Source organism: Noviherbaspirillum pedocola (genome assembly GCF_016632335.1).
GTDB classification, from domain to species: domain Bacteria; phylum Pseudomonadota; class Gammaproteobacteria; order Burkholderiales; family Burkholderiaceae_D; genus Noviherbaspirillum_A; species Noviherbaspirillum_A pedocola.
Window position 1 is genome coordinate 24,284 of sequence record NZ_JAEPBG010000011.1, and the last position, 12,845, is coordinate 37,128.

Below are 12,845 nucleotides of genomic sequence, written 5' to 3' on the forward strand. Positions count from 1 at the left end.
ATGCGCGGGCTTTTAAACCAATGGGATAGGGAATGAAACTCCATTTCAAATTGTTGCCCCTTGTGGCTCTCGTTTCAGCTGGTCTGACCGCCTGTGGCGGCAGCGACTCCAACGACACGACCGCAGCGAGCAGTCCTCAGACCGCCGGTGTCGTCACCGGAAGCTATTTCCGCCATGCGAAGGTTTGCATCGACGCGAATACCAACGGCCGCTGCGACGCCAATGAAACCAGCGTGTACACCGACAATAACGGCGCGTTCACCCTGGCCGGCAAGGGGGCTGTCGTCGCCGAGATCGGCACCGACGCCACGCGCTACGATCCGGACACCAAATCGGAAACCGCGGTGAGCCAGCCGCTGGTGTTCCGCGCGCCGATGGATGCGCCGACGGTCGTTAGCGCGATCACGACCGAACTGCAGGCAATGATGGATGCGAATGGCGGCGACTTCAAAAGCGCCCGCACGGCGCTTGCCCAACGTCTGGGCGTGGCGGAGGACAAGCTGCTCGAAGACCATAACAAGGAAGCGGACGCAGCGACCAAGGCTGCGCTCAAGAGCGAGAGCGACCAGGCGCTGGAGCGCATTGCCGAAGCATTCGCCGAAGCCGGCACGGGCGGCGACATCGGCAAGGCGCTGCGAAACCGTCTGGACCTCGGACAAATCAAGAATATTGTCGTGATCTACGCCGAGAATCGCGGCTTTGACAATCTGTTCGGCCTGTACCCCGGCGCGAACGGCATCCCTGGCGTGAACGCAAGTTCCGTTGGCGGCTATGTGGCACAGAAGGACATTGATGGTTCGACCTTGTCGGTGCTACCGCCGACTTGGAGCGGCATGACCGCCGCCGGGCAGACCAAAGTCGTCGCCCAAGCCGATACGGTCAATTTGCCAAACAAGCCTTTCCAGATCGATGACCCGGCCGGCTTCAACCTTCCGGTCAGCATCACCACGCGCGACCTTGTGCATCGCTTCTACAATAATCAGATGCAGATCAACGGTGGCAAGAATGACAAATTCGCCGCCTATTCGGACGCCGGTGGCCTGTCGATGGGCTACTACGACGGCAGCAAGATGGCGATGTGGAACGTCGCCAAGGATTACACCCTTGCCGACAACTTCTTCATGGGCGCCTTTGGCGGTTCATTCCTGAACCACCAATATTTGATCTGCGCCTGCGCGCCCGAATATCCGAATGCGGATGATGCCGCTTCGCCGGCGAAAGGCTCGATCAGCGCGATTGACGTGGACGCCAATGGAAACTTTGTGAAGCTGACTGCGGCGGCCACCTCGCCGACGTCGACGCTCAGTGGCCCGCCGAAGTACGTCAACGATAGCACCTTGACGCCGAAGGATGCGCGAGGCAAATTCTACGCGGTCAACACCATGCAACCGGCGTACCAGCCGAGCGGCAATGCACCGGCGACAAGCGACACGACCGGCCTTTACGCCGACACCACGAAGGCCACGACGCTGCCGCCCCAGACCGGCAAAACTATCGGTGACCTGCTGAGCGCCAAAGGCGTGCAGTGGGCCTGGTACGCGGGCGCATGGAATGACGTCAGTGCGAACCGCACCGGCATCTACAACAACACGACGCCGAACTTCCAGCCCCACCATCAGCCGTTCAACTACTATGCCGCGTTCGATCCGGTGAAGAATGCAAGTGCCCGCAGCGCGCACTTGAAGGATTACACCAATGACTTCCTGAAGGATGTCACGGCCGGTACGCTGCCGCCGGTCACCTTCTACAAGCCCCAAGGCAATCTGAACCAGCATCCGGGCTATGCTTCCGTACTCGACGGCGACGCGCACATCGCTGATGTGATCAGCAAGCTCAAGCAAAGCCCGCAGTGGAAGAACATGGTCGTGGTCATCACCTATGACGAGAACGGCGGTTTCTGGGACCATGTAGCGCCGCCGAAAGCGGATCGTTGGGGGCCGGGCACCCGGATTCCAGCGATCATCGTCTCGCCATTCGCCAAGAAAGGCTATGTTGACCATACTCAGTACGACACGGCGTCCATCCTGCGTCTGATCACGCATCGGTACTCACTGGAGCCGCTGCCTGGCCTGGTGGATCGTGATGCAAAGCTCATGGCAAATGGTTTCAAGCCGATGGGCGACTTGACTGCCGCGCTCGACTTCACCCAAAAGTAAATAAGGCCGAGGGCAAGCCATGCCATACGGACTGCAAAGTCCGATATGTCTGCAGGATGGAAATGCGCCGCGCCCTGCGGGCATGAGCCATGGCCTGCCTTACCAATGATGGCGCAATACCAGGCGGACTTAAGAAAGGTCATCGTTACCTTTTCAAGTCCGCCTTTTTGGTGTGTCATGCAGCCATGCACGGCAAGTGGCATGATCGATAAGATTCATCTGAACCCATCAGTGGCATCGATCAGCGTGCTTGAGCAAATCCGAACTCGCACCGCGGTGCGGTGGCGTTCCATGCAAAAAATATGTGTCTTCGGACCTCTGGCCTATAGCGGTCCGGGTAGTATGTAACTATCTTGCAATATTCTTGTGGCAATATCTCGGTTTGCCTTACGTAGGACCCTCTCTCAATTCCACCGCTTATTCATCGTTCCTGCCGACTTTCTTCGGCTCGAGGCGCGCCTCGCATTTGGCGCAGCGGTTATGTAGTAACCGCACCAGAGGAATCCCCTCCAGATTTTCCAAAGATGCTCATACCGCCTTCGTCTTCTTTCCCACTCGTTGGGACGCGATACCGTCGCCTACTTCACTTTTTGCGATTGCACCTGGCAACGGTGATCGCATGGCCGCTTTTGTCGCTCGTCTTGAGTGCGCTGGTGTGCGGCGCCTTTTACTTCAAATTGAGTTCGGACAGGAAGGCGCTGGAGGAAAGCGGTCTGAAGGACGCGGCTTTGCTCTCGCGTGCCTATGCGCAGCAACTGATACATACCCTCGAGGCAATCGACCAGACTTCGATGGAATTACGGGATTTCTGGGAGCAGTCAGGCGGCCATGTCAGGCTCGAGCAAATGAGGGGCACCGGCTCATTCGTCGCACAGCAATTCCGTTACATAACCATTTTCGACCGGCACGGCCGGTTAGTTACCAGCAGCTTTCCTATCGCCGATAAGGTATCGATTGAGGCCCAAGACTTCTTCAAATTTCACAGAGACAATAACTCGGATGCGCTTCGCATCGGCGCTCCACGGTGGGGAAGATTCGTCAAAAAGCGGGTGATTCAGTTCACCCGCCGCTTGTCGGACGCTGACGATCGATTTGCCGGCGTCCTCGTAATCGCGGTCGCACCCGAATACTTTGTCCAGTTCTCCGAGGCTACCGGTCTTGGGAATAACGGGCTGCTTGGCTTAGTTGACTACGATAGCGTCATCGAATCCACGCTAGTCGTGAATGGCCGGGAAGGCGCCGGACACGGTGCACTGGTCCGAGTTCCGGCGGAAGCCATCGGCGGACCCGCCGTCACGCTCAACGGAGACCAGTGGTTCACGGACGGCCGGGCGCGCTTCTTCTCGGTTCAACCGTTGAACAGTTATCCTCTCGCTGTCGCCGTCGGAATCGCAAAGCACGAGAAATTGGCGCCTTATCGGCAAGCTCGGGCCGTGTACGGGAAGATCGCGGCCGCTGCGGTTGTCATCCTCATGGCGTTCGGCTTCGCTTTGACCTACCTGTCAATGCGGCTCGCGTGGCGACAGTACAAGGCAGACGGCATTCGCGAGGCCTACCGTTCCACGACCGAGAGGGCAAGCGAGGGGTTTTTCATGTGGCAGGTGATCGCCGGTTCGAGAGGTGAAGTCGTGGATCTTGAACTCGTCGATTGCAATGAGCGCGGGGCCGCGTTGTATCAGCGCCAGAAGGGCGAGCTGATAGGAGCCAGGCTGTCCGCCCTTTACCAGCCTTTCTTCTTCGACGAACTGTTGAACATCTGCCGTGTCGTGATCGCTGACGGCTTCTACGAGGACGAGTTTGAGACCCGCCATGGGAGCCTGGTGTCGGCGCGATGGATCTATCGTAAATTTGTGCATTCCGGCTCGCGTATTGCACTGACCCTGCGCGACATAACCGAGAAAAAGCAGAACGAACATGACTTGGCAAGGCTCGCTACGCAAGATGCGTTAACCGGTCTGCCGAATCGCCATTGGCTCACGTCCTATCTGCCGGAAGCGTTCGCCCGCGCGACGGCTGGGAAGAGCATCATGGCGGTCCTGTTCATCGATCTGGATAACTTTAAAAACGTGAATGATTCAGCCGGCCATTCCGCCGGCGACCAATTGCTGCGTGAAGTCGCGATACGCCTGCGTGCCGTGCTGCGGCAGCCTACGGATCATGTGGCCCGTCTGGGTGGGGATGAATTCACGGTCGTGATCGAGACTGCCAAGAGCGAGGAGGAAGTCTCCCATGTGGCAGGCCGTATTGCGCAGATCCTGCAAGAGCCTTTTCTGATCAGTGGAAGGGACGTGGTCGTTGGTGGCTCCATCGGCATCGCGTTGTACCCGCGCGATGCCTCCGACCCGGAAACGCTGTTGAAGAGCGCTGATATCGCGATGTATGCGGCCAAAGAGGAAAAGAAGGGCACGTACCGTTTCTATAGCAGCCAATACTATGAAAAGATACGCAGCCGCCTGCGCCTGGAGCAGGCGCTGGCACTCGCGATCCGCAACGATGAATTCGTCATGCACTATCAGCCGCGCATCGCAACACGCACCAACAAGCTGGCTGGCATGGAAGCGCTTGTGCGCTGGGCTCATCCGGAACAGGGATTCATCCCTCCCAACGAATTCATTCCGTTAGCGGAACGCACCGGTTTGATCCTGCCACTTGGCGATCTCGTGATCAGCAAGGTGTGCGCCCAGCTGGCACTGTGGCAGAGAGAAGGGGGGACGGTCTTCCCTGTGTCCATCAACGTGTCGGCGCGCCAGTTCAGCGAAGGCAGAGTAAGCAGCCATCTGGCGTCATGCCTCGCACGCTACCAGGTATCCAGCCATTTGATCGAAGTGGAATTGACCGAGTCGGCCATGATGGGCGACTTGAAAACAGTGCAGCGAGAGATCGATGCCTTGAATCAGCTCGGCGTGAAGATTCATGTCGACGATTTCGGCACCGGTTATTCGTCGCTGTCGCTGTTGAATCAACTGAAGCTCGACGTGCTGAAGATTGACCGAGCGTTCACCGCGCAGCTTGGCTCGGGGAGGGAAGGGGAGATCTTCTTCAGGGCGATTGTTTCGATGGCAAAAGCGTTGGGCATGCAGGTAGTTGCCGAAGGCGTGGAAACGAAAGAGCAACTGGCCCTTCTGCAAACGCTTGATTGCGATGAGATTCAGGGATATTTAATTTCGGCCCCACTGCAGGCGGAGCGCATGTCCGCTCTGTTCCGGCAAGATATATTTGTAATGTAGCCCACCACGTCCGAGACGCGTCGATGGTCAAGCGCTGTTGCCGGACAAGCATTCCCACGGTAACGAACTCCGCCGACTCCAGCACTGTAAGTTCACCGGCCACATTTGACAGCGTCTTGGCGGACAGCTGGACAATCTCGTCACAGCCATTTTCTTTCGGGATGTTGGATGTGAAGAGAACGTGTTCAAGAATGTTCTGTTCCCTATCGCTTCGTCTCCGCCGGAAATCTTGAAATCCTTTCAGTGGTCTGATAAAAATTTTGTTTTGAAGAATGCAACTATGGACGCTGCATCCTGCACCCTCCGCACAGCACACAGCGTGGGTTTGCATTCCATCGCTAAACGGTGCTGGCAATGTCTTGTGGCCGCATGCCGGGCTTAATACATTAGGTTGCCACCCTTGCGGAACAGAGCGATGTCGACATAGCTGGACATGTGATGGTTCGGTGCTGAGGGATTCACTACGAAGCCGCCAAGGTCTAGCACTCCTGTTCGAGAGGTAAACTGCTGAAGCGCCTGGCTTGCGACACCCGAAGCCTGGATCGCGCGGCACAGCGTCTTGGCGGCCAGATAACCTTCAAGGGTCGCTGCGGATAGCGCTTCATCCCTAAAACGCTTCATCATCGCGATGTGATCCAACTGTACCTTCGATTGCTTGCCGGCCGGGTTCGGCACCACTTGCGAAAACACGGTCCATTCCAGTGACTTCGGCCCGGCCATCTCGGCCAACGTCTCGAGGTTCACCAGCGACGTACCGGCAACGAAGGTTCTTTCGGCGTGCCTGCGAAATGCTTTCAAAAAAACTCCCGCGCTCACTCCATCGCCGATGACGATCACGATGTTCGGGTTCGAGGCAGCCAGCGTTGCTGCCTCCTTTTCCACCTGCACCGGGCTGCTTGATATGTGCGCTGTGCCAGCGAGCGTCATGCTGCGTCTTTTGGCTTCTGCAGCGACGTACTGATACATTTCCTGACTGCGTTGAAGGTCCTCGACGGCAATACCGATGCTGCGGATGCCGAGCTTGTCAAAATACGAGAAGATGTAGTGCATTTCCTGTTCCGGCCCGGGACGCCAAAAGACGACGCGCTCACCGTAGTTTCTCGGAGATTCCGTCATTGGCGCAAACAATTGAAAGCCGCTGCGCACGAATGCCGGAGTAGCCACCACGGCATCCGTAGTCGCTGCACCGATCCCACCGATCAGGTAGTCGATCCGATCGGAATTAATCAGTTCAGTCACCGCCTTGGAAGACCGCCGGGGGTCGCCCAGGTCGTCGCGCACGAGGTATTTGATCTTGTGGCCATTGATTCCTCCGCTGGCGTTCAGACTGTCGAAATAAGTAGTGATGCCAGCGACATAATCCCGCCCAATGACTCCGGCGGGGCCTGACAAGTCGATTGCTTGTCCGATCACGATGGACTTGGACTCGGCATGGGCTAGTTGGATGATTGTGTAAAGCAGCAGGAAGCCGTGCAGCAGGGACTGAGAAAAACGTCGCATCTGATTATGGGAAAGATTGCAAGCAGGCAATGATGGCCTGGCTTGATGACTTCCTGATGACGTCGCGGGGTCGGGGCCGCCGCCCGGCAATTTTGCCGTTCTAATCCAAGGCAAAGTCCGAGGTGTTTTCGTAATGCAGTGCCAAAGATGTTTGCATGCATGACCGTGCGCAAACCCGTTCGCCCCTTTCTTCATCTGCTTGTCATCTGCCGCATTTACGCTCGGCGGCTGGAAAAACCTGACTTGCATGCCATGCCAAGACGTGGCGACAGGCTTTAGGTTGGATACGCTGTTATGAAGGGTCTGCATCAATGAAGAAAACAAACGAACCCAGGAGTCGCGAGATACGCCGGCAACTTTTGCGGGCAGGTGTCGCGCTTGCCGCAACAAGCGCTGCCGGCCATGCGGTCATTGCCGGAGCACAAAGCCTAAGCCTGGAACCGACAATCGATGATGTGACCATGATTCCGCTCCTGCCGGAGCCGTCGCAGAGCGGCATCGATCATGTGGTCGTTGTGACGATGGAAAACCGCTCGTTCGACCATTATCTGGGCTGGGTCCCGGGAGCCAATGGACGCCAGGCGGGCCTGAGTTACCCCGACGCGTTCGGTAACCTGCGCCAAACTTTTCCTCTGGCGTCTGATCCTGCTTATGGTTACCAGGGATGCGGACATGCGGACCCGGACCATAGCTTTGTTGGCGGACGAACCCAGTTCAATGGCGGTCGTTGCGATGGCTGGCTACTGACGCCGGATACGAACAAGACGAATGGGGACTTACTGCCGGTCGGCTATTACACTCCAAACGATCTGCCGTTTTTCGCAGCCTGCGCACAGAACTGGACCATCTGCGACAACTACATGCCCGGTATTCTTTCGGAGACGTATCCGAACCGCTTCTACCTGCTTTCCGGTGAAACGGATCGCTTGGTGAATGACAGTACGATTTCGCAATTGCCATCAATTTTTGATCGTTTCAATGCAAAGGGTATCCCGGCCCGTTACTACTACAGCGACATCCCGTTCACCGCCCTCTATGGCACCCGAATGCTGGCCAACTCTTTCCCGTTCACGAATTTTCTTGCTGACGCTGCCGCCGGCAACTTGCCGGCGCTGTCCTTCATCGATCCGCGCTTTGCCGGAGAAGGGCAGGGGACATCGGGGGACGATCACCCGGTATCGGACATTCGCAACGGCCAGGCGTTTCTGAACCGCGTCTACGATGCGGTGCGCACCGGTCCGGCATGGGAAACCACTCTGCTCATCATCCTCTACGATGAATGGGGCGGGTTCTTCGATCATGTGCCGCCCATCGTGCGCCCGGTTTCCTACAACGAGCAGGCGCTCGGCAATGATGGACGTCTCGGATTTCGCGTGCCGCTTGTGCTGCTCGGGCCGCGCGTGAAGCGCCGGAACGTCAGCAGCCGCCAGTTCGATCCAAGTTCCCTACACAGTTTTTTGATGTGGCGCTTCGGAATCGAGCCGCTCGGCGTGCGCTCCACGGACAAGAAAACCAATAACATCGCCTATGCGCTCGACTTCAAGAATCCTCCGAATCTGGCAGCGCCAGCTTTCAACGTGCCGCCCGGGCCTTTCGGCGGCCCTTGCTCGGCTTCCGGCACGGGCAATCCTAGCCTCGAGGCGCTTGCCCCGCTGGCGCAGTCACTTGGATTCAAGCTTCTCTAACGCACATTACCGCCTGCTCATGCCAGCCTTCTGCAAAGCCCGCCGCGCCATTCTTGCGGCGATCATTACCGCCATTTTCTGCTGGCTATATCTGCCAATGTCAGCCGTCGCCGCAGGTACACCGCGCCACGTCTTTGTGGTGATGCTCGAGAACGAAAACTATGCAGCCACATTCGGGCCAAATTCCGCAACGCCGTACCTGGCGCAGACGTTGCCAAGCCAGGGTGCATTGCTGACGCAGTATTACGGGATCGGCCATAACAGCCTAACCAACTATATCGCTCTTACCAGCGGTCAGGCACCAAATCCACAGACGCAGGGCGACTGCCAGATCTATTCCGACTGGCAGGGCGGTACGCAACTGGACGCGAACGGACAGTTGTTTCTGGGATCGGGCTGTGTTTTACCGACGACGGCATTGAGTATTGCGAACCAGATGCAGGCGGCGGGAATCAGCTGGAAAGCCTACACGGAAGACATGGGGAATGACCTCAACCGTGACGGCTCAAGCACCTGTGCCCATCCTGTATTGAATACGCAAGATAGCACGCAAAAGGCAAGTGCGACGGACAGCTATGCGGCGCGGCATAATCCTTTCATGTATTACCATGCAGTGATCGACGATGTCATCGACTGTAATGCCAAGGTCGTGAACCTCAAACAACTTGATGCCGATTTGGCATCCGCGGCGACTACTCCTGCCTTTTCGCTGATCATTCCCAACCTTTGCAATGACGGTCATGACCAGCCATGCGCCGATGGCCGCCCTGGCGGACTCCCGCAAGTCGATTCATTCCTACGGGATATCGTTCCCAAAATCACGGGTTCGGCCGCCTTCAAGAAGGATGGACTGCTGCTGATTCTATTCGACGAAGCGTCCACCCAGGATGCCAGCGCCTGTTGCAATGAAATCCCGGGCCCGCTTTCGCCGCTGCCAGGCATCGTTGGCATGGGAGGCGGAAGGATAGGGGCAGTTCTGCTTTCACCCTTCATCAAGCCAGGGACAATCAGTGATGTACCATATAACCACTACTCGACATTGCGCAGTGTGGAGGATTTTTTCCATCTTCCCTATCTTGGCTTCGCCGGCGCAGCCGGAATGCAAAGTTTTGGCAGCGATGTGTTCAGCCAGCGCTGAGGTATCGCTGGCAAGGGTCTGCTGCATAACTAGCCGAATCGGTACTCCCCAGATGTGCATAAATCCCGCTTCCCAGAAGGACCGAATGGCGAGCTGAAAGTCCTTTAACGTGCCGTTGAAAGCACGTAGCTCGCTGCAACATCAGCCACTTCAATAGCAAGGTGAAACCGTTCACGTTGGACGGCACAATTCGGGCTTTCTCAAGCTTGGCACGGCACAAAGGGTTCGACCGCCTGATGGACCTCCTTGATGAACTCCTTCAACGTCAGCGGCTTGATGATGTACTGGCTAATCCCGAGGATTCTGGAGCGGTGAATTTCGGCCTCGATGGAAAAGTGCGACAGGACAATCACCGGTATGTCGGCAAGGTGAGGAGTTGACCGGATTATCTTGAGGACCTCGATGCCGTCGACTTTAGGCATCTTCAGGTCGAGCAAGAGCAGGGCAGGGCAGGGCTCCCGGGAAGACGGTCGCTATAGCAGTTGCGCATGAGGAGATAGTCCAGCGCCTCTGCGCCGTCGTGAGTAACCACGACTTCATTTAAAAGATTGCATATCTCAAGCGCAAGCAGGGAAAACTCGACATCATGCGGACGGTCGTCGGCAACGAGAATAGGGCGCTTCATTGGATGCATCAGCCACAGCTCGCTGCATATGACCGTGCGAAAGGTACAGCATTGTCAGTAAGCCGTCACCTTGAAGGTGCGATCTTCGATTCACGTACTATGCCGAGCCTTGACGCCCGGACGGCAAGAAAGATGGCAGTTAGCAGTACCGTGCCGACCGCGACGGCCACAATGAAGTGCCAGTCCGGCTGGTCAATGACTTGCGGTAGCAAACTGACGGCAATCGCAGGCGGCACATGCACGCGCAGCGCGCGTACCGAGGCGATTGCTGCTGCCATTGCGATGGCAACCGATACCGGACCAGGATCAAGCAGTCCAACAACGCAGACGCCAGCCGCTGCTGCGATAGTGCAGGCCAGCGGCAACGCAAGAGGCCGCTGCGCCCAAGGGCATACGTCAGCATGTGCCAGCATCACATAGGCGACCACAACCAAGGGTGGAAAAAGGATGAATCGCATTCCCGTTGCCTGACCGGTCGTATAGGCGATTGCGATGAATGCGACAAAGACCGCGGCCCATCCATACCTGTGCCGTGGCTGCCTTGTTTCATCGCCCTTTTCGTCAATGGAGAGCGATGGCGCCTTCTCCGGTTTGGTCACCCTGAAGTGCCTGGTGAGCATCGACAGACAAGCCAGCCCAACAGTGCCTATGCCAATCGACGGAGGGTACGACCAGCTTGTCACTCCCAGCGACAGTGGGAGCACAGCTGCAGAAATAGCCGGGGCAACGGGAGACTGCAGTACGCGTATCACCAGCAACGCGCTCGCAATGCACAGTGCAATTGACCAGGGCCCGTAAGGCAGCAGGCGGGCAATGCCAATTCCACACAATGCGGTAAGCACCGGGGTGATGGCTACCATCGCCGGCGACTTGGCCCAAGCGCCGTCTGGCTTGGCAAACATATCGAAGGCAAGCGCTGCCAATTCCGGGAACATCAGAAAAGTTGCTCCTGTAACGGCAGACCCCTTGGAGAGCGCACTCAAATAGGCGATCGGCAGCAATAGCCAGAGGATAGAATCCTCCCGAAGCGTACGGGTCATGGGAATGAATAGGTGAGAGCAGTAGGCCGCTCGACTGCCGGGGGACAGGGTCAGGCAGGCATGCGGCCGGATTACGGTTGTCGTGACGAAGGCTCTTACGCCGGCGTCCAGCGGTAATCGGCAAACGGCTTGTCGACTTCCGTGCCGAACAGGTGATTGGAATAATTGCTTAGTGTTTTGACGGCGATCGCAAGCACGATCTCTAGCACATGGCGATCGGTGTATCCCGCGCTTTTGAAGTGTTCCACGTCCGCATCACTTGGCATGCCACGGGATCGGACCATCGTCCGGGCAAACGCCGAAAGCGCCCGCAACTTCGCATCCGGGATGATTTCCTTGTTGCCGCGAATGGCAGCGATGACATCGGCGGGTACTTTCGACGCTTTATCCGCAATCATGCTGTGCGCTGCCATGCAATAGGTGCATCCGTTCTCGAGACTAATCGACAGGAAGATCACTTCCTGCTCCGGCGCGCTGAACGCACCGCTTTCACGGAACAAGCGATATCCGGTGAGATAGGTTTCCAGCACACCCGGGGAGTTGACCATGTTGGCATACATGTTCGGAATGAAGCCAACCTGCTTCTTCGCGGTTTCAAGGATGGCCCGCCCTTTCTCGGAAGCGGTTTCCATGGTTTGCGGCGGTAGATTGAGCCGAGCGACGTTTTCCATTACGACTCCTTTCGATGAAGATGAGTAAAAACATTTTGGATGATATTGTCCAAAATGGACGAATTTTCCCAGAAAAGCATCAAACAAAACCAGTTTCTATAAAGCGTGAAGGCGTGGACACATAGCCCAAGCGGAAAGCAATCTCATGAAATACGGCCGTACTTTTCCTCGCCGCTGGGAGAGAATGTTCATTTCAAGAACATCCCTGCAAGAGCCAGCTGGGCTGCCTTTTTCAGTTTTGCCTTTGGCATGCCGGTCTTATGGAAAATGCGCAGTCCCGATAGCGTCGAGCAAATCATCGCCACGATATCTTCTGGTGCTTGTTCGGCCAAGTGCTCGCTCAGTTCCTGATTCTTCTGCGCTACGCGCACATATTGCGCAAGCATGGAGAAAATCTTTTCGAAAGCGGTTCGCAAGAATTCCTGATCCGTTGGCTCGCCTGGCATCAAACCGCTTGCGCTATTAACAAGTAGGCAGCCCTTATCCCCGTAGTTATCTTCAACCGCCATGTCGAAAAGGCGCTGTAATCCGTCCTTCAACGAGCGGCCTTGGAACATCCTGTGCAGTTGACCAACTTGCTGCTCAACGTACCGCGCGATTGCCTGCTCGAACAGCGCCTGCTTGCCGCCGAAGCTGTTATAGAGAGAAGAGCGTGCCAAGCCCGTTGCCGCCAGCAGGTCGTCAACATTGGTGCGATGTACGCCCCGGTCCCAGAAAACCGACATGGCGGCCTCGATGGCGGCGTTGCTGTCAAATGCTTGCGGACGGCCCATGATCTAGAAAGAAACGATAAGTGAAGATGA

The 12,845-nt window shown here is 56.8% G+C and carries 9 protein-coding genes; 4 read left to right on the forward strand and 5 right to left on the reverse strand.

Annotated features, from left to right (window positions below):
- The first annotated feature begins 32 nt into the window (after window positions 1–32).
- Complete coding sequence (locus JJB74_RS21820; RefSeq protein ID WP_200595424.1) at window positions 33–2,156, forward strand: acid phosphatase; 2,124 nt, start codon at window positions 33–35, stop codon at window positions 2,154–2,156.
- A 611-nt stretch (window positions 2,157–2,767) separates the two neighbouring features.
- On the forward strand, window positions 2,768–5,383 hold the full coding sequence (locus JJB74_RS33970; RefSeq protein WP_200595426.1) for a bifunctional diguanylate cyclase/phosphodiesterase: 2,616 nt from the start codon (window positions 2,768–2,770) through the stop codon (window positions 5,381–5,383).
- Between the two features lie 378 nt (window positions 5,384–5,761).
- Here the strand turns inward: JJB74_RS33970 and JJB74_RS21830 are convergent, their stop codons facing one another.
- Window positions 5,762–7,132 (reverse strand): ABC transporter substrate-binding protein, encoded by a 1,371-nt coding sequence (locus tag JJB74_RS21830; protein WP_200595428.1) that lies wholly within the window; start codon window positions 7,130–7,132, stop codon window positions 5,762–5,764.
- Window positions 7,133–7,194: 62 nt separating this feature from the next.
- Here JJB74_RS21830 and JJB74_RS21835 point away from each other — a divergent pair, with 62 nt between their 5' ends.
- Both JJB74_RS21835 and JJB74_RS21840 read left to right on the forward strand, forming a co-directional pair.
- Window positions 7,195–8,568, forward strand: coding sequence for an alkaline phosphatase family protein (locus JJB74_RS21835; RefSeq protein WP_200595429.1), 1,374 nt, complete (start codon window positions 7,195–7,197; stop codon window positions 8,566–8,568).
- Window positions 8,569–8,665: 97 nt separating this feature from the next.
- Complete coding sequence (locus tag JJB74_RS21840; protein ID WP_234484770.1) at window positions 8,666–9,706, forward strand: alkaline phosphatase family protein; 1,041 nt, start codon at window positions 8,666–8,668, stop codon at window positions 9,704–9,706.
- Window positions 9,707–9,906: 200 nt separating this feature from the next.
- On the opposite strand, the gene JJB74_RS21845 is transcribed toward JJB74_RS21840, so the two are convergent.
- The 4 genes from JJB74_RS21845 to JJB74_RS21860 form a co-directional block, all read right to left on the reverse strand.
- Window positions 9,907–10,143 carry a response regulator gene (locus tag JJB74_RS21845; protein ID WP_267913179.1) on the reverse strand — a complete coding sequence of 79 codons (237 nt, stop codon included), beginning with the start codon at window positions 10,141–10,143 and terminating at the stop codon, window positions 9,907–9,909.
- Window positions 10,144–10,396: 253 nt separating this feature from the next.
- A complete protein-coding gene (locus JJB74_RS21850) occupies window positions 10,397–11,371 on the reverse strand; it encodes an HPP family protein (RefSeq protein ID WP_200595433.1) in 975 nt (324 codons plus the stop codon).
- A 95-nt stretch (window positions 11,372–11,466) separates the two neighbouring features.
- The gene (locus JJB74_RS21855) at window positions 11,467–12,003 is read right to left on the reverse strand and encodes a carboxymuconolactone decarboxylase family protein (protein ID WP_234484609.1); all 537 of its coding nucleotides are present in this window, start codon (window positions 12,001–12,003) and stop codon (window positions 11,467–11,469) included.
- Between the two features lie 227 nt (window positions 12,004–12,230).
- Complete coding sequence (locus JJB74_RS21860) at window positions 12,231–12,815, reverse strand: TetR/AcrR family transcriptional regulator (RefSeq protein ID WP_200595435.1); 585 nt, start codon at window positions 12,813–12,815, stop codon at window positions 12,231–12,233.
- Window positions 12,816–12,845: the final 30 nt, after the last annotated feature.

Excerpts from the sequence above, each read along its gene's own strand:
- JJB74_RS21820 (WP_200595424.1), top strand. The coding sequence starts at position 33 with ATGAAACTCCATTTCAAATTGTTGCCCCTTGTGGCTCTCGTTTCAGCT.
- JJB74_RS21830 (WP_200595428.1), bottom strand. The coding sequence starts at position 7,132 with ATGCAAGTCAGGTTTTTCCAGCCGCCGAGCGTAAATGCGGCAGATGAC.
- JJB74_RS21835 (WP_200595429.1), top strand. The coding sequence starts at position 7,195 with ATGAAGAAAACAAACGAACCCAGGAGTCGCGAGATACGCCGGCAACTT.
- JJB74_RS21840 (WP_234484770.1), top strand. The coding sequence starts at position 8,666 with ATGTCAGCCGTCGCCGCAGGTACACCGCGCCACGTCTTTGTGGTGATG.
- JJB74_RS21850 (WP_200595433.1), bottom strand. The coding sequence starts at position 11,371 with ATGACCCGTACGCTTCGGGAGGATTCTATCCTCTGGCTATTGCTGCCG.
- JJB74_RS21855 (WP_234484609.1), bottom strand. The coding sequence starts at position 12,003 with ATGGAAACCGCTTCCGAGAAAGGGCGGGCCATCCTTGAAACCGCGAAG.
- JJB74_RS21860 (WP_200595435.1), bottom strand. The coding sequence starts at position 12,815 with ATGGGCCGTCCGCAAGCATTTGACAGCAACGCCGCCATCGAGGCCGCC.